The organism is Amycolatopsis cynarae (assembly GCF_026802195.1).
GTDB classification, from domain to species: Bacteria; Actinomycetota; Actinomycetes; order Mycobacteriales; family Pseudonocardiaceae; genus Amycolatopsis_E; species Amycolatopsis_E rhizosphaerae.
The window spans coordinates 4880172-4902467 of the sequence record NZ_CP113836.1 but is presented as its reverse complement, the minus strand read 5'-3'; the positions used below and the strand labels follow the sequence as shown (position 1 = coordinate 4902467).

The following is a 22296-nucleotide window of genomic DNA, read 5'->3' as shown; positions in this document are numbered from 1 at the left end:
GCGTCATCCCGCCGTCGACTCGGGTGCCCGGCCCAGCAGCCGGGCCACGCTGGGGGAGCGGTCGATGATGGCGCGGGCGACCTCGTCGAGGCGGCGCCGATCGTGGCGGGCGTAGGCCCGCATCAGTTCGAAAGCGCCTTCGGTGCCCAGGCCGTGCCGCTCGGCGAGAATGCCCTTGGCCTGTTCGATGACGATGCGGGTGTGCAACGCGGTCTGCAACTGCCCGGCGAGGGTTTCCGCCTTCTCCACCGCCCGCTGCGCCAGCAGGGTGGCGGTGGCGAAGGCCGCCAGCGCCTCGCCCATCTTGACGTCCTCGAGGGTGAGTTCCCCGGGCACACGGCGGAACAGGGTGAGGGAACCGAGGCTTTCCTCGTTGAGCCGCAGCGGAAGCGCGTGCACCGCGGCGAACCCGGCGTTGAGGGTGGCGGAGCGGAAGGTGTCCCACCGGGTGCCCGCGCGCAGATCGGCCGCGTGCACGGGATTTCCGGTGCGAAAGCTGGCGATGCCGGGACCGTCCTGAAAGCGGAGCTGGACCAGTTGCAGCAGTTGTACCGTTTCGGCGGAGGCGGCCACCGCCGAGAGCTGACCGCCCGCGCCGGTGAGCAGAACGCCTGCCGCGTCGACGTCGAGCAGTCCGGCGCACCGTCGGGCCAGCAGGTCGGCATAGCGCGCCTCATCGAATCCGCGGTCGGAAAAGCGCGACAGATCCAGGAAAGCCGCGGCGAGTTCGACTTCGCGATGCATGGTTTCTTGTTCCTCCCACAATGCCCGGCACGCCCGTGACTGGTGCGGTGCGAACTAGCTATCCCCGGCGCCCGGCCACGGAAAACCAGTGGCGGAGGAGTTCACCAAGTGCGGGTGAGGAACCGGGGCCGCGGTGCGGCTATTCGCGGGGTCGCCGTCCGGGAAAACCCGTTCAGGTGAGGTGTGGACCACGTCAACGGGTGGCCGCGCACAACACTTTCACCGCCGCCTTCGCCACCTCGATCATGTGCTCGGTGGTGAGGGCGGGGTGAATCGGCAGAGTGAAGGCGGTGCGGCCGATTTCGGCCGCGGCGGGCAGGAAGGTGGGTGCATCCTCGAAGCGTGAGAAGGCGCGTTCCCGGTAGATTTCCGCGCAACCGCCCGGGCCGCACGGCACGCCCTCGGCGATGATGGCCTCCACGATCCGGTCGCGATCCCAGCCGCGGGCCAGCTGTTCCGGCTTCACGAAGGCATGAAAGCGCTGATAGGCGTGTTCGACGTGGGCGGGCGGGTCCTCCGCGCGGACCGAGGGCAGGTCGCGCAGGGCGTCGAGCAGGATCGCCGCGTTCATCTGACGCTGCTTGACCCACTCGTCGAGCCTGCCCAGCTGCAGCCTCCCCACCGCGGCCTGGACCTCCGTCATCTTGGCGTTGGTGCCGAAATTGTCGTGGAGCCAGCGGAATCCCCGGCCCTGCTGGGCCTGCTGCACCGTCGCGACGTTCTTGCCGTGGTCCTTGAATTCCCAGCAGTACCGCCACAGGGCGAGGTGGGAGGTGGTGATCGCGCCCCCCTCGCCCGCGGTCGTGATGACCTTGTCGTGGCGGAAAGACCAGGCCGCGATGTCGCCGAAGCTGCCCACCGGTTGCCCGAAGTACCGGGCGCCGTGGGCCTGCGCGCAGTCCTCGACCACGCGGAGGTCGTGTTCCTTCGCCAGCTGCAGCAGCGGGTTCAGCTCCGCGGGATGCCCGGCGAGGTGGACGACGATCAGTGCCTTGGTGCGCGGCGAGATCGCCGGTTCCACCGTTTCCCTTGTCACGCACAGGGTGTGCAGGTCCACATCGGCCACCACCGGTTTCGCTCCGCAGCGCACCACCGCGGAGGCGGTGCCGATGAAGGTCGCCGCGGGCACGATGACCTCGTCGCCGGGCCCCACGCCGAGGGCGGCCAGCGCCAGTTCCAGTGCCACCGTGCCGCTGGAAAGCGCGACCGCGTACAGCGCGCCCACGGCCGCGGCGAACTCGCGCTCGAAGGCGCGGCCGTGCCCGCCGGTCCAGTAGTTCACCTGACCCGAGGCCAGCACGTCGCCTGCCGCGGCGATCTGGGCCGCGTCGAAGGACGGCCAGGCGGGCAGCGGGGTGGTCCGGACCGGAGGGCCCCCGTCGATGGCGAGTGCGGTCATGAGCTTCCTCCCTTGGCCGCGTTCGGCTCAGTCCATTGTGGATCATCTTGAGCCCGGTCGGGCGGGGCGGGGGCCGCGGGAGGCGAAGAGGTGGCCGTGGCCCGGTCCGCCGCCGGCGATGGGGACTCGGATCGCAGGTGCTTCCCGTGCTGCTTGCCCCCAACAATGAGTTCTGCGCGTTTTTCCCGGCGCGCCTCGGTGGAATGCGCCGGTGATCCGCGCGGCTCGAAGGTGCCGTTGGAAGATATCACCGGGCGTGCGTGGCGCCGAAGCGGAAACCGTGACATCACCCGTTCCGGTTGTGGATCTCGCGCATTCCGGCGCAGGAACACATGTGAACCGGTTTTCGGCAGACTGACAATTACTCGGGATCTCAGGAATGGGTGCGCGACTTCGGGGCCGAGGCAATCACGTCGAGCGGGACGGTCCCGGTGATCCGGCCCACCGACGGCTCGGGTGCCTGCTCCGGAATGCGCACGGGAGTCTGCCCGGGAGGCAGGGGCGCCATGGTGAGCACGGTGCCGAACAGCCGGACGCGGCCCGCCGCGAGCGCGAGGAGTGCGGTCTTCACCTGGTGCCGGGTGGTCCGGCCGTGGGCGACCACGAGCAGGCCACCGTCGCACGCCGCGCCCAGCACGGCGGCGTCGGCCCCCGCGGGCACCTCGGGCGCGTCCAGCAGCACCGTGTCGTAGCGGCGGCGCAGCTCGGCGAGCAGGTCCGCCATGCGCCGCGAAGCGAGCAGCCTGGCCGGATCCGGCGGGAGCGGTCCGGCGGGCAGCACGTCGAACACGGCCGATCCGCTCCAGGTGCGCAGGGCCTGTTCCAGCGCGACCTGGCCGGTGAGCACGCTGGTCAGGCCCACCTCGCCGCCGCCGACGCCGAGATGGTCGAGGGCGTGCGGATGCCGCAGGTCGGTCTCCACCAGCACGACCCGCCGTCCGGTCCGGCCGAGGGCGACGGCCAGGCCGCACAGGGTCGTCGTACGGCCCGATCCCGGCAGCGCGCCGGTCACCAGGATCGCCTTGCGGGGCCGGTCCACGTCGACCAGGGACAGCGCCGTCCGCAGCGTGCGGAAGGATTCGGCGGGGCCGGTTCGCCCTGGGCCGGCGAAGGACGGAGGCTCGGGCGCGGCGGGGTCGTGGGGGACCGTGGCCAGGTTCGGCGCGCCGGTCAGCCGGGTCAGTTCCCCGGCCTCGGTGATCCGCCGGTCCAGCGCCTCGCGCACGAGCGCGGCGAGCGCACCGGCGAGCAGCCCGAGCAGCACCCCCAGCCCGAAGTCGAGCAGTGGCCGTGGCTGCGTGGCGCGGGTGGGCACCGCGGCCGGTTCGATGACCGACGCGGTGACCGGCGGGGAGGTCTGCAACTGGGTCACCAGGCGCGTGAGCGCCCCCGCGGCGGCGTCGGCGAGGGTCTTCGCGCCCTGGGGAGTGGCGTCCGTGGCCGTGATCGAGACCAGACTGGTGCCGGGCCTGCTCGACGACTGGAGCTTCGCCGAAACGGCCGAGGCCGGCTCGTGGAGACCGAGCTGGTCGACGACCGCCTGCGCCAGATGCTGCCCGCCCGCCAGCCAGGCGAAGGAGTTGCGCAGCCGCTCACCGCCGACGCTCCCGGCGCTACCGTCCGTTTCCCCGGGGGAGGAAAGGTAGAGCGTTGCCTGCGCCGAGTATTCGGGTGCCACGACGCGCGTGACGGTGGCCGCGGCGGCCACGCCGAGCAGCAGTCCGAAGAAGATGATGCGCCAGCGCTTCCGTGCCACGCGCCGGCAGTAGTACAGGCTCACGGCACCTCCGGCCGCTCGTAGTCCTGGTTCGGGTCTCCGTTGCGCCCGGCGGGATTCGCCGCCGGGCCGGGACGAGTCTGGCACGCCTCCGGCGGGGCCGCCCCGTTGTCACCGGATCGAGGACGTGTCCGGATTCGTGTCAGGGCAAGGAGAAAATAGAGAGACCGGCGGCCGCCGCTTTGGGGGCACGGGGCGGCCGCCGGCCGTTCTCGCGAACCGGCGCGGCCCGCGGGTCTGATGGGGCAGGCGGAAAAATGCAACTGCCGTATCGATCTTTGAATCGTGTCCCAGCGGCCCGCGCTCCGGCTCCTCCGGCCGGGGTGAACGAGGATCCTTGTGGCAGAACACCCTTCGCGTGCTAGCTCACAGGGGTGAGGAGAGCCATCCAGACGGAGGCAAGCGCGTTTATCCCTGTGCTGCGCGGTGAAATACGGGTTGTGCGCTCACTCGATTGGGGCGAACTGGCCGTTTCAGTACTGGGTCGGCCAGCGGGCGCGTGAAGTTCTCATAGCCTGATTCATCGTGCTGCCCGGAAGGAGACCGGCGATCAAACCAGTCGTGCCCGCGCCGAAAATCACGGTGCCGCTGCCGCCTCGCGAAGTCGTGGTCCGCCCGCGACCGCAGGGCATGTTGCCGTCTCCCGGGACCGATACCGACGACCCGTTGGTGACCGTGCTCACCGCGCCCGCCGGTTACGGCAAGACCACCCTGCTTTCGGGCTGGGTCCGGGAAATGCGGCGGGTTTCCGCGCCCGGATACGTGGCCTGGATGAACATCGACGAATCCGACGACGATCCCACGTCCCTCTCCCTCGGCATCCTCGCCGCGGTGAGTCGCGCGGTCACCGCGGGCAACGGGGAAAGCCTTCCACAGCAACGGATCAGCGAAAGCGCTCTGGTGGCGCAGCTGGCCGAGATAGTGGACCGCCAGCACGACCGCGTCTGGCTCGTGCTCGACGACATCCACCACCTTCGCCATCCCGAGGCGCAGCACGTGCTCACCATGGTGCTGCGCCTGATGCCCCGGCAGTTGCGGCTGGTGCTGTCCGGGCGCCGCGAGCCCGCGCTCGAACTGCACCGGCTGCGCGTGGCCGGGCGGGTCCGCGAGATCCGCGCCGCGGACCTCGCGTTCGCCCGGGACCAGGCCGAGCGCGCCGTGTCCCGGCTGGGCGTGCGGGCCTCCGGCGCGGAACTCGACCGGCTGATGGCGATCAGCGAGGGCTGGCCCGCTGCGGTCCGGCTGGCGGCACTGGCACTGGGGGAGACCGGCGACGGCGCCGGCGCGCTGGAGGTGCTGGTTTCCACCGACCGCACGGTGACGGACTACCTCGACAGCGAGGTCCTGTCCGGGCTGACCGAGCCCGAACTGCAGATCCTGCGAGCCACGTCGGTGTGCGAGGAGTTCGGGGCGGGACTGGCCGCCGCGCTGTCCGGCCGGGAGGACGCGCCCGCGGTGCTGGAGGGGCTCGAACGGTTCGACGGGCTGGTGTCGAGGACCGGCGAGGAACAGTACCGCCTGCACCCGTTCGTCCGCGCCTACCTGCGCGCCCACCTGCGCCGGCACGCGCCGTCCAGCTACGGGAAGCTGCACGCGATCGCCGGGCACTGGTTCGCCGACGCGGGGGACGCGGTGGCCGCGGCCCGCAACGCCGTCCCCGCCGCCGACACCGAACTCTCCGCGCGCGTGGTCAGCGAATTCGGCCCCAGCCTGGTGCTGCGCGGCGATCTCGCGCTGCTGCGGGATCTGGCGGACACGCTGCCCGCCTCGGCCGCCGGGCGGCCCCAGGTCGGGCTGGTGCTGGTGCTGCTGGAGCTGACCGGGGGCGAGCGGACCGGGGCCGAGCTGCGGCTGGCCGGGCTGACCGAGGCACTGGAGGCCTGCGACGACCCGCGCGTGCGTGACCTGGAGGTGATCGTGCGCACCCACTGGGCGAGGCTGACCGGGCATGTGGTGCCCGCGATGACCGAACTGGACGAACGGCTGCCCCGCATGTCGGGCACCGATCTGCTGGTGCTCGCCCTGGTCAACCGCGGCACGGCGTTCTTCTGGCTGGGCCGTCACGAGGGCGCCGCCCGCGATCTCGAGCAGGCCATGCGGATGGCGACGGCGCACGACTACCCGTTCGCCGTGCTGCACTGCCTGAGCCAGCTGTCCGGCGTCGCCACCGCCAACGGGGACTTCCCGCGCATGCGGACCCTGGCCGAGCAGGCGCTGGAGTTCGCCGGGCAGCACGGACCGGCGCTGCGGGCGGCCTGCTGCTTCCCGTACACCATCGCCGCCTGGGCGGCCTACCAGTTCCTCGAGGCGGAGAAGGCCAGGGCGATGGCGGCGCGTGGCATCGAGCTGCTCGGGCCCAACAACGACCGCACGGTGGAGATGTGCGCCCTGTCGGTGCGGGAGGTCATCGAGTTCGAGTACGGCGATGACCCCCATGCGGCGCTGGTGCGGCTGCGCCGGCACTGGTCCACGGTGGGGCGCACCGAACCGGTGCAGCCCGCACTGGTGGCCTACGAGGCGCCGGTGGAGCAGCGCATGGCCCTGCGGCTCGGCCGTGCGGACTGGGCCGCGGAGGTCGAGCGTCGCGCGTCGACCTGGCTGGGGGATTCGGGCGACGTCCAGCTGCTGCGGGCCCGCATGCACTTCCACTACGGCCGGGTGGCCTCGGCGCGGGCCCAGCTGGAGAAGATCAACCAGGGTGAGGTCCGCTGCCACGTGGTGTCCACCCGGATCGAGGCCTATCTGCTCACCACCCTGCTGGCCCACCGCGCGGGGGACGCCCGCGCCGCCGATCGGGCGCTTCGCGCCGCGTTGGAGCTGGCCGGGCCGCGGCGGGCGTTCCGCCCGTTCTACGACGCGGGCCCCGAGATCCGCAAGCTCCTGGTGCCGCAGATCGGCAGGCTCGGCCGCCTCGACCAGTTCGTGGCGGAACTGGTCGAGGCGATCCCGGCCGCGGCACGACCGGCCGACACCGCCGAGCTGACCCCGCGCGAGGTCCAGCTCCTGCGCGAGCTGCCTTCGCTCGCCACGATCGAGGAAATCGCCGCGACCCTGTACGTTTCGGTGAACACCGTGAAGACGCATCTGCGCAATGTGTATCGCAAGCTGGGCGTCACCTCACGGCGTGAGGCGGTGATCATGGCGCGGCAGCGGGGACTGCTCTGAACCGTCGCCGTACGCGGGGTGAATACCGCGCCCCGTCGCGCCAGGGTGCGCTCATTTCCCTGACCCGCCAGTAGGTTCGGGGCACATTTCACTCGACACGGGGGAATGTTTCGACTCGAGTTTCCGGTTCGCGGGCGGCATTGTATTCATGGTTAGTCGTCGAATTCCGGCGAAGAGCGGAGTTATTCCTTGGGAGTGGGGAGAATCCGTGTCCGAACCCGCGCGAACGACCGCCGTGCCCGCCGGCGGGGAATACGATAGCCCTTCCTTTCCGGGCGCACTTTTCCTGGCGCGCCCGCGACCGCACGTCGGCGGGGAGACCCGCCGCATGGCCCACGTCTTCCGGGTGCCCCTGGGCCGGGTGCCCCTGCTGACCGCGTGCTGCGGTTTCCAGATCCCGCCCGCCGACGCCGAACTGCTCACGCGGCCCGCCGGGATGCCCTGCGAGCGGTGCCTGGTCCTGGCCGCGAAGCAGACCGAGGCGGGCCAGGTGCCGGAGCCCCGGCGGCCGCGCCTCGGCTGATCCCCCCGTCGCGCCCGGTGCGTCAGGCGCGGGAGCGGCGGAGTTCCCTGGCGGCGAGGGCCGCCAGGGCGAGGACGATGACGGCCAGGCTGTAGACGATCGCCGTCGGCCGCAGCCCGGTCGCGGTCGTGGCGAGGCCCGCGGCCACGGCGGGCAGGCTGAAGGCCAGGTACGCGATGGTGTAGGCCACCGCGAACAACTCGCCCCGCTCGGCGGGGCCCGCGAGCCGCGCCAGCGTGCCGAAGGTGGCCAGGGACGAGGCGCCGAACCCGACACCGGCGATGACGGTCCCGGCGATCCCCGCGGCGAGTCCCGCGCCGGCCATCCCGGCCAGCGTCACGGCCGTACCCGTGGCGAGCAGCAGCGAGGCGGGCCGCAGCAGGCGCAGGGCGGGCACGCGCCGCAGCGCGAACGCGGTAATGGCACCGGTCCCGCACAGCACCGTCACGACCAGGCCCCCGGCGAGGTGGTTGTGGAGGCCGAACAGTGTCGCGGCCACCGACGGGCCGAGCGAGAGGTAGAGCCCGCCGAGCGCCCAGCCCGCCACCAGGATCGGCACGATGACCAGCACGTCGCCCCGGAGGCGGGCAGGGATGCCCAGCCGGGGAGCCAGCGACGCGGCCGCGCCGGCCCGCCGGGGCGAGGTTTCCGGCAGCAGCACGACGACGAGGGCGGCCACCAGCATGCCCGCCAGGAGCAGGGCGAAGACCAGATGCGTCGGGGCGGGCCCGTACTGCACCAGTGCGCCGCAGCCGAGCGCCCCGAGCGCGAGCCCGCTGATCGGGGCGACCCCGTTGACCACCCCCGCCCGTGCCGGCGCGTGCGGCGGGGCGAGGTCGACCAGGGTGGCGCCGAGCGTGGTGGTCGCCGCCCCGGTGGCGATGCCCTGCAGGGCCCGGGCCAGGAACAGTGTCCCGACGCCGCCCGCGGTCAGGAACAGCAGCAGGGAAAGCGCTTCCAGCAACAGGGCGGCGGCCAGCACCGGTCGCCGGCCGATGTGGTCGGACAGCGAGCCGAGCACGAGCAGTGCGGCGATCAGCCCGAGCACGTACACCGCGAACACGGCGGTGAGCGTGGTCGCCGAGAAGCCCCACTGGCGCTGGTAGACCACATAGAGGGGCGACGGGGCGCTGGAGGCGGCCAGGAACAGGACGACGATCGCCGCGATTCCCCCGAAGGCGGCGGCGCGGGGAAGGCGTCTCGGGCCGGCGGTGGCGGGGAGGACACCGACCGGAGATGACGCCGAGGATGACTCGGTCACACGCACTCCTCTTAATGCAGTGATCAATGCTTTAGTGGCAGCATACCTAAACGCAGCGATCAGTGCGATAATGTTGCGCATGCCGGTCACTACCAACACCAGGCCCGGCGGCCGTTCTTCCCGCATCCGGGCCGCCGTCCACCGCGCGGTGCGGGAACTCCTGGCGGCCACCGAACCCGCGGAAGCGCTCACCCTGCCCGTCGTCGCCGGGCGGGCCGGAGTGCACCCGACCACCCTCTACCGGCGGTGGGGTTCGCTCGCCGATCTCCTCGCCGACGTGGCGACCAGCCGGTTCAGCGGGGACATCGTGGTGCCGGACACCGGTTCGCTGCGGGAGGACCTCGTCCGCTGGACCACCGACGTGGCCGCCGATCTCACCGATCCGGACGTGCTGGCGCTCATGCGCGCCGCTGTCGGTTCGGGGACGCAGGGCGGCTGCGCCTGCGCGGCCGACCGCCACGCCCAGCTCGCCGCGATGCTCGATCGCGAACGCGAGCGCGGCGGTGACCCGCCGGAGGTGGGCCGGGCCGCCGACGCGCTGCTCGGCCCGCTGTACTACCGGGCCGTGTTCACCGAACACCCTGCCGAGCCGGGCTGGGCGCGGGAGCTGGTGGACGCGCTGCTGCGGTGAGGCGCCCGGGAATTCGCCCCGGCTTCACCGTTCGGCAACAGAGGAGGGGAACAACGTTGCCCTCGTCGTGGTTGACTGGTTCGAGCGGAGCAAACCGGTAGACGAGGCCTCGGGGGGCAGGTGTGCATCGGCTTTTCCCTTTCGGGCAACCCTTCTTCCCTTGCGGACACCGTCGCCTTCCCTGCCCGTGTGCCGGTGTCCGTGCCGGTGTACCACCGGTAGGCTGGCGCGGCACCGAGGAGGCTCGCCTGTCCGCGCGCCTGGCGGTGGCCGCGGTCGCCATCGTGGCCGCCGGTCGCGGGCAGCGGTGGGCTCCGGACGTTCACCCGAAATCCCGGAGAGGTCTTTCCAGCTGATGAGCGAGGATGCACAGCCCCAAATTCGCGCGTTGGCCACCACACGCGCGCGGCCGGCGCTCAGCGGCGCGCAGCTCAAAGTGCTCGCCGCCAGCGGTGGTTTCGCCGTCGACGAGACCACCGGTGATCAGATGATCCAGGCGCTGGAGGGGGTGGTGGACACCCTCAACGCCCGGTGGTCGGCCCTGCAACGGCTGGGTGAGGCGCCGCCGATGAGCACCACGGCCACCGCGCAGTGGGTGTCGAACCACATGCTGAGCACCGGCACCGACGAGCGGGGTCTGCTGACGCAGCTGCAGCACGCGCGCGCCGAGCTCCCGGACTACATCGAGGCGATCAAGCTCGCCAAGCGGAACTACCGGTCCCGCGACGAGGAAACCCAGCACACCCTCACCCAGTTGCGTACGGAGGTCTGACCGTGACAACGTCCACTCAGGACAGTCCTTACTACGACGTCACCACGGACCAGTCCTCGCCGTACTACCAGGAAGCCTCGAGCTGGGATACCTCCTCGGGCGACCAGATCCGCGACCAGGTGACCAAGCTGGTCGACTACGAGATCGCCCACGGCTGGCTGGGCAAGGCCGTGGACCCGCGCCTGCGTAACGAGCTGATCCAGAAGGTCTACCTGCAGCGCATCGACGAGGCGCGGAAGGGCCTCGGCGACGGGCTGGACCTGCGGCAGCCCGGCACGCCGCCCACCACCGACTGGGCCAACGCCTCGCACGAGCAGATGCAGCAGGCGATCATGGAGAACGCGAACTCGGCCACCGTGGCCGAGTCCTCGGAGGAATGGATCCGGGTCGGCAACGAGCTCACGCAGCACCAGAAGACGCTCTCCGACGCCGTGGAGGCCAGCGAGGCGAACTGGCAGGGCGCCGGCGGGGACGCCGCGCGGAAACACCTGTCGGAGATCGGGAAATGGCTCGGCCAGACCGCGCAGGGCGCCACGCTCACCGGGCGGCAGCAGGAGATCCACTCGCAGGTCCTCAACGAGACCCAGCGGAAGATGGCGGCCAACCCGCCCGTGCAGTTCGACGTGCGGGCCGCCAACGCGCAGTTGATGCAGTGCACCAGCCCGGTCGAGTACGCGGTTCGGGTGTCGCAGGACCTCCAGGTCATGCAGGCGCAGCGGGTCGCCCGTGAGCATGCGGCGCAGATCATGACGCAGTTCGACCAGGAGATCGGCTCGGCGGTCGCGACGCCCGAATTCCCGGCCCCGCCGGCACTGGCGCAGACCAGGGCGGCTTCGGTCTCGGGCGGCGGCGCGGCGGGTGCCGGTGGTGCCGGCGGTGCCGGTGGTGCGAGCACGCCGATGCTGCAGGGCGAGCAGATGATGCAGCGCGTCCAGGCTACTCCGGCCACGCCGGCTATCCCGGCCACTCCGGACACCCCGGTCCTGCCCGCCGCTGCCGCCGGTGCTGGTGCCGTTGGCGCTGGTGCCGCTGGCGCCGGGGGGATTCCTTCCCTGGACACGGGTTCGGGTTTCCCCGGGGGCGCGAACGTGGGCTCGGGCGCCGGTTTCGGTGGCGGGGCGGGCTCGGCGTCCGGTGGTTCCTACCAGATCCCGGGTACCGAAGGCGGCTCCGGCAAGGGCTTTTCGGCGCCCGGACTGCCCAATGTGGACCTTCCATCCGGGACGGCGGGCGCGGGCGCGGGCTACGCCGGGACCGGCGCGGGCTACGCCGGGACCGGCGCGGGTTCGGGATCGAAGTGGACCCCGCCGTCGATGCCCGATTTCACCTCGCCCTCGGGAGTCACCCTGCCGACGGGCAGTGGCGGCGGCTCTACCGGCGGCTCAGGCTCGATGCCTTCGATCCCGTCCATCGGCTACAACGGCGGGGTCAACGGCGACAGCATCGCCAGCCGCCTCGGCGGCGGCGGCCTGCCCACTTCGTCGTTCCCGACCCCGGACATCCCGCCCCTCACCGGAACCACGTTCACCGGCGCCGGTGGCACGGGCGGTACAGGCGGTAGTGGTGCCGGTGGTATCGGTGGTGTCGGTGGGCCCGGGATCAAGGGCGGCGCCGCCGGTCTGGGCGGGGTCGGCGGGCTCGGCGCCGCCGGCGGGAGCTCCGCGAGCGGCAGCGCCGCGGGCAGGCTCTCCGCGGGCGCGGCCTCCGGCGCGATGGCCGCCGAAGAGGCCGCGGCGGGGCGGGCCGCCGCCGCGGGCGCTGGCGCGGCGGGTGCGGCCGGCCGGGCCGGTGCGCCAGGCATGTCGGGCGCGGGCATGCCCCACGGCGGACGCGGCAAGGGCGAGGACGACAAGGAACACCGGGTCGCCGACTACATCGAGGGCGATCCCGAACTGTTCCAGGGCGAGAAGGTCGTCGCGCCGCCCGTGATCGGCCTCTGGAAGAAGAACGACGAGAAGAAGAAGAAGTAGCGCTCTCCCCGTTTTGCCGTGAAGGGTCCCTTCACCGTCGATTCGACTGTGAAGGGACCCTTCACGGCTTTGCGGCCGCTGCCGTCAGGGGGTCGAGTTTGCGGATGAGGCCGACCGCGGCTTCGGTGATCGTGGCAGCCTTGCGCTTACCGGCGCAGGCGGCGATCTCCCGCCCCGCCTCGCCGATGATCGCCGTGATCACCGAGACGGTGAGCCGGTCCACCGGGTCGGCACCGGCGCCGAGCAGGACGGCGTTCTGCCGGACCCACTCGCGGCCCCGGGTGCGGCGCAGCAGGTCGAACCCCGGCGGCCCGTCGTCGTTCATGAACAGCCGCACCAGGTCACGCTGCTGCCACGACGCTTCCAGGTAGGCGCGGGCACCGGCGATCAGCAGGGCGAGCGGGTCTTCCTCACCGCGTGCTCGCGCGCCCGACACGGCCGCCGTCGCGCTGCGTTCCAGAACCCCTTGGTGCTCCTCCCACAGTGCGAGGTAAAGCTCGGCCTTACCGCCGAAGTGGTGGTAGAGACTGCCCACGCTGGACTGGGCGCGCCGCACCACCTCGGCCACGCTCGCCTCGGCGTAACCGTGCTCGCCGAACACCGCACGGGCGGAGTCGAGCAGGGTCTGCCTGGTTTCCGCCGTGCGGCTCCATTGCCAGGCGGTGCCGCCGCCGCTCGCCCTGCCCGCCATGCCGTTCTCCGTTCCACTGTGCCGGGGCGATTGTAGAAGCCGGGCGGGCGGGCCCGCCCGGCTTCTCCGGCCACCTCAGCCGAGGAGTTCGGGACGCTGCCAGGGCTTGCCGAGCACGTGCTGGGCAAGGAAGGCGAAAACCGTGGAGTACCACAGTTTCGCGTGCCGGGGGCCGAGGATCCAGTGGTTCTCGTCCGGGAAGTAGAGGAACTTGTGCGGGGTCGCCGAATCCTCGGTGTCCGCCCGCGACAGCAGGTCCCACCACAGGCGCAGCGCCTCCCCGATCGGCACGCGGTAGTCCTTGTCACCGTGGATCACCAGCATCGGCGTGGTGATCGCGTCGGCGAACCGGTCGGGGGAGTTGGCCTCGGCCATTGCGGGCGTGAGTTCGCGGCGCCAGTAGTGCGCTCCGTCGGTGGAGGCGCCGAACGGCTCCAGGCCCCACAACGAGGCGTGCGTGACGATGGCGGAGAACCGCCCGGTGTGCCCGGCCACCCAGTTGGCCATGTAGCCGCCGAACGAGCCGCCCATCGCCGCGGTACGGGCGGCGTCGATGTCGTCGCGGGCCTCTGCGGCATCGGTGATGGTCATCAGATCGGTGAACGGGGCCTCGCCCCAGGCGCCCCAGCCCCGGCGGATGAACTCCAGGCCGTACCCGGTGGACAGCGCCGGGTCGGGCATCAGCACCGCGTAGCCCTGCGCCACCGCGAGCCACGGGTTCCACCGCCAGGACCACGCGCTCCACGAATGCAGCGGGCCGCCGTGGATCCACAGCAGCAGCGGCGCGGGGTTGGCGGGACCGGCGTCGCCGGGCAGCGCCAGCCAGGCGCGCAGCGGCGTGCCGTCCCCGGCGGTGGCCGTGACCTCGGTCAGCCTGCCCGGCAGCGCGGGCGCGGCGGACGGTGACGGCAACGCCTCCAGGTTGCCCGTCCCGTCCAGCGCGACCCGCACCGGGGCTGGCGGGCTGTCCAGGGCCGAGCGCAGCGCGTACACCCACTGCCCGTCCGGGGAGACGGCCGGGTCGGTGAAGGAGCCGTCCGCGGTCAGGCGCGTGATCTTCCCGGTGGCGACCTCGATCCGCCACAGCGGGGAGTGGCCTTCGTCGTCCGCGATCACGACCAGGGCCGAGCCGTCGGGAGTCCAGCACGGGGCCATCGGCCAGCGGTCCCATTCCGCCGCGAGCGGGGTGACCGGCCCGCCCGCCAGCGGGACGAGGCCCAGCCAGGCGTCGCCGGGGTCGTGCGGGGTGGAGCGCTTGCGCACGACGACGGCGACCTGCGTGCCGTCGGGCGAGATGCGCGGGGACTCGTACTCGTGCTCGGAGTCGTCGGCCAGGACGCGCCGCGTCCCGCCCGCCACGTCGAGGGCGACGAGCGTCTGCCGCTGCGAGCCGCGGGCCTCGGCGACGGTCCACGACGCGGCTACCGTGGTGCCGTCGGGGGAGAGGTGCCAGGAGGACTCGTCCCCGAGAGCCCGGCCGACGTGGCCGGTGAGGTCCTTCCAGTCCGCCGCCTCCTCCCCGGCGGGCGTCCCCGGGGCGGTCAGCAGGCGGGTGCGGTCGGGGCCGAGATCGTGGTCCCAGTACCGCACTGGGTACTCCTCGTGCAGGATCGCCGACACCCCGGCCTCCTTGCGCTGTTTGCGCAGTTCCTCGTCCTCGGCGAGGCCGCCCGCGGCGGGCAGGACCCCCGAACCGAACACGATGGTGCCCGCCGTGGCCGCCACCACGACGTCCCGCACCCCGCCCGGTGGGGCGGCGATGACGCGGGCGTCCCCGCCGGTGGCGGGCTGCAGCCACAGCGCCCCGGTTTCGGGCGCCTCTTCGCTCGTCTGGTCCGGTCTGGACGAGACGAACAGCAGGTCGCCCTCCGGGGTGAACGCGGCACCGGACTCGCCCTGCGTGCTGCGGGTCAAGCGGCGCGCCGGGCGGTTCCCCTCGGGGTCGACCTCCCACAGAGCCGTGGTGTAGCGGTTCTTCTTCGGGTCGGGGGTGGACAGGCCGACGACCACGCGGCGGCCGTCGGGGGACAGCCACAGGCCCGAGGTGCGGGGCAGGGCCGCGTAGGCGTCCAGGTCGGAGAACGGGTTCTCGTCCTCGTGCGGAGCATCGCTGATCATGAGGTCTTCTTACCACCCGCGGGGCGGCGACGGGCGGTTTCGCCGATTGTCCACTGTGGAGCATGTTCGGCGGTGCTGCCCCCGGGGGTACGCTCGGGGCGTCACCGGGCGGAGGGCAGGTGGAACACCGCTGATATGGCGTGGGAGCGAACGGTACGCAGCGAGGACGTGACGGGTGTGCTGTCCCGGGTGGAGGTCCGGGGGCGGCCCGTGCTCCTCGGCCGCACGGCCGACGGCCGGGCGATCGCGGTGGCCCCGCGCTGCCCGCACGAGAACCGGCCCCTCGACGGCGCGCCCGTCACCGGAGACGAGATCTCCTGCCCCCACCACCACTACACCTACGACGCCCGCACCGGTGAAAACCGCAGTCCGCGTGCCCTGTTGCCGCCCTCCCTGGCCTGCCAGGTCCGTGACCTGCGCGTTTACCCCGTGCAGGAGCGGGACGGCTGGGTGTGGATCCGGCTGCGCCGGCTCCCCCGGTAAGCGGTCAGGGCACCATCCAGGACAGCACCGGGGTGGACTGCAGCAGCACCAGGAGACACATCACGGCGACGAAGAGCAGGCTCCAGCCGAAGACGCGCCGGAACAGTTCGCCCTCCCGGCCGGACATGCCGACCGCGGCGGCCGCGATGGCGAGGTTCTGCGGGCTGATCATCTTGCCGAGCACGCCGCCGGAGGAGTTCGCGGCGGCCAGCAGCACGGAATCCAGTCCCGCCTTCTGGGCCGCCACCACCTGCAGCGCGCCGAACAGGGAGTTCGACGAGGTGTCCGAACCGGTGACGGCCACCCCGAGCCAGCCGAGGATCGGGGAGATCAGCGCGAAGATCCCGCCTGCCCCGGCCATCCACGTGCCCAGCGTCGCGGTCTGCCCGCTCGCGTTCATCACGTACGCCAGCGCCAGCACCGCCATCACGGTGACGATCGCGGCGGCCAGGTACCGGTAGGTCTGCCCGTAGGTGCGCAGGGCCTGCCCCGGCCGGATCCGGATCACCGGGATGCTCAGCAGCCCAGCGATGACCAGCAGGGTGCCCGCGGAGGCGAGCCAGTCGAACTTGAAGTTCGGCAGGGTGGACGGTTTGCCGGAGGGGGACTGGATGTGCAGGCCCGGCCAGGCGAAGGTCCTGGTCACGCTGCCCAGCGCGTCCCGGATCGCGGGGATCTGGGCGAGCGCGAACACCGCGATGATGATCAAATACGGGGCGTAGGCGCGGAACACCTCGGCACCGGTGTCCGCGCCGCGCTCGCCGTCCGTGCCGGTCGTGGTGGCGGTCGTGGCGGCCCCCGGGGACACCGGCCCGGTGGGCACCGGGCTGCCGGCCTCGGCGTAGGACTCGGCGGGACGCCAGACCCGCAGGAAGAGCACCACCGCCCCGGCCGACAGCAGTGACGCGACGATGTCGGTCAGCGGGGCGCTGACGTAGTTCGAGGTGGCGAACTGGGCGAGGGCGAACACCAGGCCGCACACCATCGCGGCAGGCCAGGTCTGCCGGACGCCGCGGCGGCCGTCGATGATGAACACCAGCGCGAGCGGCACGAACACGCCGAGGAGCGGGGTCTGCCTGCCGACCATCGACGACAGCGAGTGCAGCGGCAGCCCGGTGACCGTGGCGAGCGTCGTGATCGGCACGGCGAGTGCGCCGAAGGCCACCGGAGCGGTGTTCGCCACCAGCGCGACCCCGGCCGCCTTGAGCGGCCGGAAGCCCAGCGCGATGAGCATGACGCTGGTGATGGCGACGGGAGTGCCGAATCCGGCCAGCGCCTCGAGCAGGGCGCCGAAGGAGAAGGCGATGATCACGCCCTGGATCCGCTGGTCGTCGCTGACCCTGGCGAAGGAGCGGCGCAGCACGTCGAAGTGTCCGGTGTGGACGGTCATGCGGTAGATCCACAGCGCGTTGATCACGATCCACAGGATCGGGAAGAACCCGAAGGCGGCGCCTTCCGCGGCGGAGAGGAAGGCGGGACCGGCGGGCATCGGGTAGACGAAGATCGCCACCAGCAGCGAGACCGCCAGGGAGATCAGCGCGGCGAGCCAGGCCGTCATCCGGACCAGGCCCAGCAGCACGAACAGCACGACCAGGGGCAGGGCCGCGACGAGCGAGGACCACAGCAGCGAGCCCGCGACGGGATCGAGGATCTGCCGGTACACGGCTCACCTCGCGGGAAGGCGCGGAAAGTCCGGCCGGGGAGCGTTCGGACGTGAACGGGGAGTGGTCATGCGCGTCCTCCCAGTCTCCGGTGACTGTGCGTCCGGACGGCGGATCCGGTGGCGGAAAACCACGATCTGTCCACGGGAACGGTAAGCCCGCCGGGGGGCCACGTCAACCGGACGGGTGAGGGCCGGCTGGACTGGACCTTTCGAGGGTATGCGCCGTCCGGCCTCTTCCGCGACGGGACCCGAGCGAATATGTTGTGTCCCGCAACATTGCGCAGCGTTGCTCGTCGTGGAGCGTGAAGGGAATCTCGATGCCGAGAACCACCCTCGCGGCACCCCGGACCGGGGGGCCGCAGCCGCCGCCTCTCGAGGGGGTCCCGCGTGGCGTGCCTGTCCCGGCAGCGCCGCTTCCCCCACCTCTCGTCCCGCCTCACCCGCGTCCCTGATCCCGCGGTACCGCCCCCGGCCGGCCGGACATCCGGTCCGGCCGCGGCCGGTGCTGCCCCCGTCCCCGTAGGAGGATCACGTGAGCACCGCCTTTTCCCGGCGCGGCAGGAGATTCCGCCGCGCCACGCTCCCCGGCCTCGCGGCCGCGCTCGTGGCGGCGGCGGCCGCCGCACCCGCCGCCGCGCAGGTCGCCGCCCCGGCCTACCTCGACGCGCGAACGCCGGTCGCGCACCGGGTTTCGGACCTGCTCGGCCGCATGACACTGGCGGAGAAGGTCGGCCAGATGACGCAGGCCGAGCGCGGCGCGGTCGACGGGAACCAGGGCCAGATCACCGATCTCGCACTGGGGTCCCTGCTGTCCGGCGGCGGGTCCACCCCCACCCCCAACACCCCGCAGGCGTGGGCCGACATGGTGGACGGCTACCAGTCGCACGCGCTCGCGACCCGGCTGCACATCCCCCTGCTGTACGGCATCGACTCCGTGCACGGGGACAACAACCTCGTCGGCGCGACGGTCTTCCCGCACGACATCGGGCTCGGGGCGACCCGCGATCCCGCGCTGGTGCGCGAGGTCGAACACGTCACGGCCACCGAAACCCGGGCCACCGGACCGCAGTGGGTCTTCGCACCGTGCGTGTGTGTGACGCGCGACGAGCGGTGGGGCCGCACCTACGAAAGCTTCGGCGAGGACCCGGCCCTGGTGTCCGCCATGGAAACCGCGATCGACGGGTTCCAGGGCACGAGCCCGGAGGACCTGGCCCGGCCCGACCACGTGCTGGCGACCGCCAAGCACTATGCGGGCGACGGCGACACCACCTACGGCACCTCCACGACCGGGACGTACACCATCGACCAGGGCGTGACCATCACCGACTGGCCGCACTTCCAGCGCGTCGACCTCGCGCCGTACGTCACCGCCGTCCGGCAGCACCACATCGGCAGCGTGATGCCGTCCTTTTCGAGCGTGCAGTGGACCGACCGGCCGGGCAGCACACCGGTCAAGATGAGCGCCGACCGGGAACTGATCACCTCGGTGCTCAAGCAGAAGATCGGTTTCGACGGGTTCGTGATCAGCGACTGGGAGGCGATCCACCAGCTGCCCGGCGACTACGCCACGCAGGTCCGCACCGCGGTCAACGCCGGGATCGACATGTTCATGGAGCCCTACAGCGCCGCGCAGTTCGAGCAGACCCTCCTCGCCGAGGTGAACGCCGGTCGCGTGAGCACGGCCCGGATCGACGACGCGGTGAGTCGCATCCTCAAGGCGAAGTTCGAGCTCGGCCTGTTCGAACACCCCTACACCGACCGGACGAACCTGGGCACCGTCGGCTCGGCCACCCACCGTGCCGTGGCCCGGCGAGCGGTCGCGGAATCGCAGGTGCTGCTGAAGAACTCCGGGGGTGCGCTGCCCCTGAAACCGTCCCAGCACCTCTACGTGGCGGGGGTGAACGCCGACGACCTCGGCAACCAGGCCGGCGGCTGGACGGTGACCTGGCAGGGGCAGTCCGGCAACGGCGCCTTCCCCGGCACCACGATCCTGCAGGGCATCCGCGCGCAGGCGGCGAACGTCACCTACAGCCCGGACGCGTCGGCGCCGATGGCCGGGGCGGACGTGGGCATCGTGGTGATCGGCGAAACGCCCTACGCCGAAGGCATGGGCGATGTCGGCAACAACGGGCACACACTGGAGATCTCGGCCGCGGACCGGGCGAACATCGACCGGGTGTGCGGCACGATCCGGACCTGCGTGGTGCTCGATGTGGCGGGACGGCCCCAGATCATCACCGATGAACTGTCCAAGATGGACGCCTTCGTGATGTCGTGGCTGCCCGGCAGTGAGGGGTCCGGGGTGGCGGACGTGCTCTTCGGCCGCACCCCGTTCGGCGGGAAGCTGCCGGTGAGCTGGCCGCGCAGCGCCGCCCAGGAGCCGGTCAACGTCGGCGACCCCGGGTACGACCCGCTGTTCCCCTACGGCTACGGCCTCACCACCCGGCGCTGACCGGGGCGAGTGTTCGAGCGGGGCCTGTTCGCTGCGAATCATTCGAAGCGAACAGGCCCCGCTGCACAAGGGGTACGACAGGGGCGGGCGGTTTACGATCGCGCCCTGGGCACGCGAGGGAAGGCGAGAGAATGGCTAGCAGGCCGGTGGTGACGCGCGTGGCCGACAGCGCGTACCTGGTCGCGGGGACCGCGGTGAACTGGGTGGTGCTCACCGACGGCGACGCGGTGACCCTGATCGACGCCGGCTACCCCGGCGACGCGGGCGCCGTCGAGGCCGCGCTGGAGGGCATCGGGTACCGGATCGAGCAGGTCGAGGCGGTGCTGGTCACCCACGCCCACATCGACCATGTCGGCGGCCTGTCCGGGCTGCTCGGCCGCGCCCGGTTCCCCGTGTACCTCAGCGAGCGGGAGGTGCACCACGCCCGCGGCGAATACCGGCAGTCCGCGGGCCCGGCGGACGTGCTGGGCCGCCTGTGGCGCCCCGGCTTCCCGGGGTGGGCGCTGTCCATCCTGCGGGCCGGTGCGCTCAGGCACGTGAAACTGCCGGACGCGCGGCCGTTTCCCGCACCGGGCCCGCTGGACCTGCCCGGGCGCCCGGTGCCGGTGCCCACCCCCGGCCACACCTCCGGGCACAGCGCCTACCACCTGCCCGAACTCGGCGCGGTGGTGTCCGGGGACGCGCTCGTCACCGGACACCCGACCTCCCCGGCCGCGGGCCCGCAACTGCTGATGCCCTTCTTCAGCCACGACAACACACTGGCCGGGGCCTCGCTGGACGCCCTCGCCGCGCTCGACGCCGACCTCCTGCTTCCCGGGCACGGGCCGCTGCACCGGGGTCCGGTGCGTGAGGCGGTCGCCCGGGCGCGGGAGCGCGCCTGATCACCAGAGGACCGGTACCCGGTCCACCCCGCCGGTGACGCGGTGGGCGCGCACGCCGAGTTCGTTCACGTCGGCGGCCAGGCGCAACCCGGGGAACCGGCGGAACAGCGAGGCGAACACGATCCGGAGCTCGGTGCGGGCCAGGCTCGCGCCGATGCAGAAGTACCCGCCGTGCCCGAACGCGACGTGGGTGTTGGGCTTGCGCCCCGGGTCGAACGCGTCGGGCTCGTCGAAGACGCTGTCGTCCCGGTTCGCGGCGGCGACCGAGACGACCACGGCGTCGCCCCGGTTGATGGTGACGCCGCCGATCTCGACGTCTTCGCGCGCGTACCGCAGCAGACCGAGGCCGCCGGGGGAGGACAGGCGCAGGATCTCCTCCACCGTCGGCTGGGCCAGCCCTTCCGGGTCCGCGGCGAACCGGTCGGCCCTGGCGGGGTCGGTGAGCAGGAACAGCACGCCGAGGTCGATCCGGTTCGAGGTGGTTTCGTGCCCGGCGAACAGCAGTCCGGCGGCCAGGCGAGCGAGGTCGTCGTCGGTGAAGTCCGGGTCCTCGGCCTGGGCGGCGACCATGTCCGAGACCACGTCCGCGGCCGGGTTCTTCCGCTTTTCGGCGGCGAGCCCGCCCATGTAGGCGGAGAACTCGTCCATGGCGCGCTCGGCGTCGTCGCCGCTGTCGAGCCGCCCCACGCGGTCGGAAAGCCCGCGGAAGTAGGTGTGCTCGGCGTAGGGCACGCCGAGCAGTTCGCAGATCACCAGCACCGGCAGGGGGAACGACAGCAGTTCGTGCAGGTCGACCGGTTCGCCGGGGGCGGCGTCGTGCGCCTCCCGCATCGCGTCGAGGCGCCCGTCGGTCAGCTCCTGGATGCGGTCTCCCAGCAGGCGCATCCGCTTGGCGGAGAAGGCGGGCACCAGCATCCGGCGCAGCCGGGCGTGGTCCCGTGCCTCGGTTTCGTGGTCGCCGCTGGGCCCGCCGAGGATGGCCGCGGAGGACATCCTCGGCGCCGAGTCCGGGTCCGGATGGGAGCGGCCGAACCGGGGATCGGAGAAGATCTCCCTGGCCTGGCGGAACGCCGTCACCAGCCAGGCCGGGTCACCGGCCGGGGTCTTCACGCGCACCACCGGTCCTTCCCGGCGCAGCACGCGGTAAAGCGGGGCGATTTCGAGGACGCTCGGACGGTCGAAGGGCAGCTGCGGAGCGGGAGTCGCGGTGGTCATCGGGTTTCCCCTTCCGGTCGTGCTTGCGTTTCGGTCGCGGCGGCGCGGAGGCCGGCCAGCCAAGCGCGTTCCTCGGTCACCTGGTGGAGTACCCGGTCCAGCACCAGGCGGCTCCAGGTTTCCTCCTGTGCGGAGGCGAGCTTGGCGATCCGGATCCCGATCCGGTCGAGCGCGCGATCACGCGCGTCGAGCACCCGGAGCCGTTCGGGCGGGCCGAGCCGGTGGAAGTTCGCCAGCCGGGCCAGGAATTCGGACTCGTCGGCGGCCAGCTCGTCCGGCAGTTCGGCCAGCATGTCGTGCAGGAGTTCCCGGCCCACCGCGGTGATCTCGTAGACGTGCCGGGGCGGTTTGCCTTCCTGCTCTTCCGCGCTGCGGATCACCGCGCCCGCGTCGGCGAAACGGCGCAACGTGGGATACAGCGAATTGTTGGACAGGGTCCGTCCCGTCGACTCTTCGATCTCCCGGCGGAGTTCGTAGCCGTGGCACGGACGCTGGGCCAGCTTGGCCAGGAGGAGCACCTCGGTCCACACCTAAGTCACCGTAACCTAGGT

At 72.1% G+C, this 22296-nt stretch carries 17 protein-coding genes; 8 read left to right on the top strand and 9 right to left on the bottom strand.

Annotation, left to right across the window (positions count from 1 at the left end; translation table 11 throughout):
- Positions 1-3 precede the first annotated feature (3 nt).
- The 3 genes from ORV05_RS23360 to ORV05_RS23350 form a co-directional block, all read right to left on the bottom strand.
- Positions 4-744: a GAF and ANTAR domain-containing protein gene (locus ORV05_RS23360; protein WP_268754165.1), complete on the bottom strand. Its 741-nt coding sequence runs from the start codon at positions 742-744 to the stop codon at positions 4-6.
- A gap of 193 nt (positions 745-937) precedes the next feature.
- Entirely contained in the window at positions 938-2143 is a 1206-nt protein-coding gene (locus ORV05_RS23355; protein WP_268754164.1) for a DegT/DnrJ/EryC1/StrS family aminotransferase, read from the bottom strand.
- Between the two features lie 373 nt (positions 2144-2516).
- The gene (locus ORV05_RS23350) at positions 2517-3923 is read right to left on the bottom strand and encodes a polysaccharide biosynthesis tyrosine autokinase (protein WP_268754163.1); all 1407 of its coding nucleotides are present in this window, start codon (positions 3921-3923) and stop codon (positions 2517-2519) included.
- 558 nt (positions 3924-4481) lie between these two features.
- Here ORV05_RS23350 and ORV05_RS23345 point away from each other — a divergent pair.
- The gene (locus ORV05_RS23345; protein WP_268754162.1) at positions 4482-7085 is read left to right on the top strand and encodes a LuxR C-terminal-related transcriptional regulator; all 2604 of its coding nucleotides are present in this window, start codon (positions 4482-4484) and stop codon (positions 7083-7085) included.
- 328 nt (positions 7086-7413) lie between these two features.
- The gene (locus ORV05_RS23340; RefSeq protein ID WP_144591106.1) at positions 7414-7608 is read left to right on the top strand and encodes a 4-coumarate--CoA ligase family protein; all 195 of its coding nucleotides are present in this window, start codon (positions 7414-7416) and stop codon (positions 7606-7608) included.
- Between the two features lie 22 nt (positions 7609-7630).
- Here the strand turns inward: ORV05_RS23340 and ORV05_RS23335 are convergent, their stop codons facing one another.
- Positions 7631-8869: an MFS transporter gene (locus ORV05_RS23335; RefSeq protein ID WP_268754161.1), complete on the bottom strand. Its 1239-nt coding sequence runs from the start codon at positions 8867-8869 to the stop codon at positions 7631-7633.
- A gap of 79 nt (positions 8870-8948) precedes the next feature.
- Between ORV05_RS23335 and ORV05_RS23330 the strand changes: the two genes are divergently transcribed.
- The 3 genes from ORV05_RS23330 to ORV05_RS23320 all read left to right on the top strand — a co-directional run bounded on the left by ORV05_RS23330 (position 8949) and on the right by ORV05_RS23320 (position 12242).
- The gene (locus tag ORV05_RS23330) at positions 8949-9500 is read left to right on the top strand and encodes a TetR-like C-terminal domain-containing protein (protein WP_268754160.1); all 552 of its coding nucleotides are present in this window, start codon (positions 8949-8951) and stop codon (positions 9498-9500) included.
- A 355-nt stretch (positions 9501-9855) separates the two neighbouring features.
- Positions 9856-10272 carry a hypothetical protein gene (locus tag ORV05_RS23325; protein ID WP_268754159.1) on the top strand — a complete coding sequence of 139 codons (417 nt, stop codon included), beginning with the start codon at positions 9856-9858 and terminating at the stop codon, positions 10270-10272.
- A 2-nt stretch (positions 10273-10274) separates the two neighbouring features.
- Positions 10275-12242, top strand: coding sequence for a hypothetical protein (locus tag ORV05_RS23320; protein ID WP_268754158.1), 1968 nt, complete (start codon positions 10275-10277; stop codon positions 12240-12242).
- A gap of 61 nt (positions 12243-12303) precedes the next feature.
- Here the strand turns inward: ORV05_RS23320 and ORV05_RS23315 are convergent, their stop codons facing one another.
- Together ORV05_RS23315 and ORV05_RS23310 are read right to left on the bottom strand one after the other, a co-directional pair.
- On the bottom strand, positions 12304-12933 hold the full coding sequence (locus ORV05_RS23315) for a TetR/AcrR family transcriptional regulator (protein WP_268754157.1): 630 nt from the start codon (positions 12931-12933) through the stop codon (positions 12304-12306).
- Between the two features lie 75 nt (positions 12934-13008).
- Positions 13009-15051: a S9 family peptidase gene (locus ORV05_RS23310; RefSeq protein WP_268754156.1), complete on the bottom strand. Its 2043-nt coding sequence runs from the start codon at positions 15049-15051 to the stop codon at positions 13009-13011.
- Positions 15052-15186: 135 nt separating this feature from the next.
- On the opposite strand from ORV05_RS23310, the gene ORV05_RS23305 reads away from it, so the two are divergent.
- Positions 15187-15534, top strand: coding sequence for a Rieske (2Fe-2S) protein (locus tag ORV05_RS23305; protein WP_268754155.1), 348 nt, complete (start codon positions 15187-15189; stop codon positions 15532-15534).
- A gap of 4 nt (positions 15535-15538) precedes the next feature.
- On the opposite strand, the gene ORV05_RS23300 is transcribed toward ORV05_RS23305, so the two are convergent.
- Entirely contained in the window at positions 15539-17197 is a 1659-nt protein-coding gene (locus ORV05_RS23300) for an L-lactate permease (RefSeq protein ID WP_268754154.1), read from the bottom strand.
- Positions 17198-17729: 532 nt separating this feature from the next.
- Here ORV05_RS23300 and ORV05_RS23295 point away from each other — a divergent pair.
- Positions 17730-19649 (top strand): glycoside hydrolase family 3 protein, encoded by a 1920-nt coding sequence (locus tag ORV05_RS23295; RefSeq protein ID WP_268754153.1) that lies wholly within the window; start codon positions 17730-17732, stop codon positions 19647-19649.
- 131 nt (positions 19650-19780) lie between these two features.
- Positions 19781-20530 (top strand): MBL fold metallo-hydrolase, encoded by a 750-nt coding sequence (locus ORV05_RS23290; RefSeq protein WP_268754152.1) that lies wholly within the window; start codon positions 19781-19783, stop codon positions 20528-20530.
- Here ORV05_RS23290 and ORV05_RS23285 read toward each other — a convergent pair whose 3' ends face one another.
- Both ORV05_RS23285 and ORV05_RS23280 read right to left on the bottom strand, forming a co-directional pair.
- Positions 20531-21745, bottom strand: coding sequence for a cytochrome P450 (locus ORV05_RS23285; RefSeq protein WP_268754151.1), 1215 nt, complete (start codon positions 21743-21745; stop codon positions 20531-20533).
- Positions 21742-22275, bottom strand: a complete 534-nt coding sequence (locus tag ORV05_RS23280) for a PadR family transcriptional regulator (RefSeq protein WP_268754150.1) — start codon at positions 22273-22275, stop codon at positions 21742-21744. The genes ORV05_RS23285 and ORV05_RS23280 overlap by 4 nt, the downstream gene beginning before the upstream one ends.
- Positions 22276-22296: the final 21 nt, after the last annotated feature.

Bases quoted from the DNA above. Each gene is read 5' to 3' on its own strand.
- ORV05_RS23310 (WP_268754156.1), bottom strand. From the start codon at position 15,051: ATGATCAGCGATGCTCCGCACGAGGACGAGAACCCGTTCTCCGACCTG.
- ORV05_RS23340 (WP_144591106.1), top strand. From the start codon at position 7,414: ATGGCCCACGTCTTCCGGGTGCCCCTGGGCCGGGTGCCCCTGCTGACC.
- ORV05_RS23360 (WP_268754165.1), bottom strand. From the start codon at position 744: ATGCATCGCGAAGTCGAACTCGCCGCGGCTTTCCTGGATCTGTCGCGC.
- ORV05_RS23305 (WP_268754155.1), top strand. From the start codon at position 15,187: ATGGCGTGGGAGCGAACGGTACGCAGCGAGGACGTGACGGGTGTGCTG.
- ORV05_RS23315 (WP_268754157.1), bottom strand. From the start codon at position 12,933: ATGGCGGGCAGGGCGAGCGGCGGCGGCACCGCCTGGCAATGGAGCCGC.
- ORV05_RS23355 (WP_268754164.1), bottom strand. From the start codon at position 2,143: ATGACCGCACTCGCCATCGACGGGGGCCCTCCGGTCCGGACCACCCCG.
- ORV05_RS23330 (WP_268754160.1), top strand. From the start codon at position 8,949: ATGCCGGTCACTACCAACACCAGGCCCGGCGGCCGTTCTTCCCGCATC.
- ORV05_RS23290 (WP_268754152.1), top strand. From the start codon at position 19,781: ATGGCTAGCAGGCCGGTGGTGACGCGCGTGGCCGACAGCGCGTACCTG.
- ORV05_RS23285 (WP_268754151.1), bottom strand. From the start codon at position 21,745: ATGACCACCGCGACTCCCGCTCCGCAGCTGCCCTTCGACCGTCCGAGC.
- ORV05_RS23325 (WP_268754159.1), top strand. From the start codon at position 9,856: ATGAGCGAGGATGCACAGCCCCAAATTCGCGCGTTGGCCACCACACGC.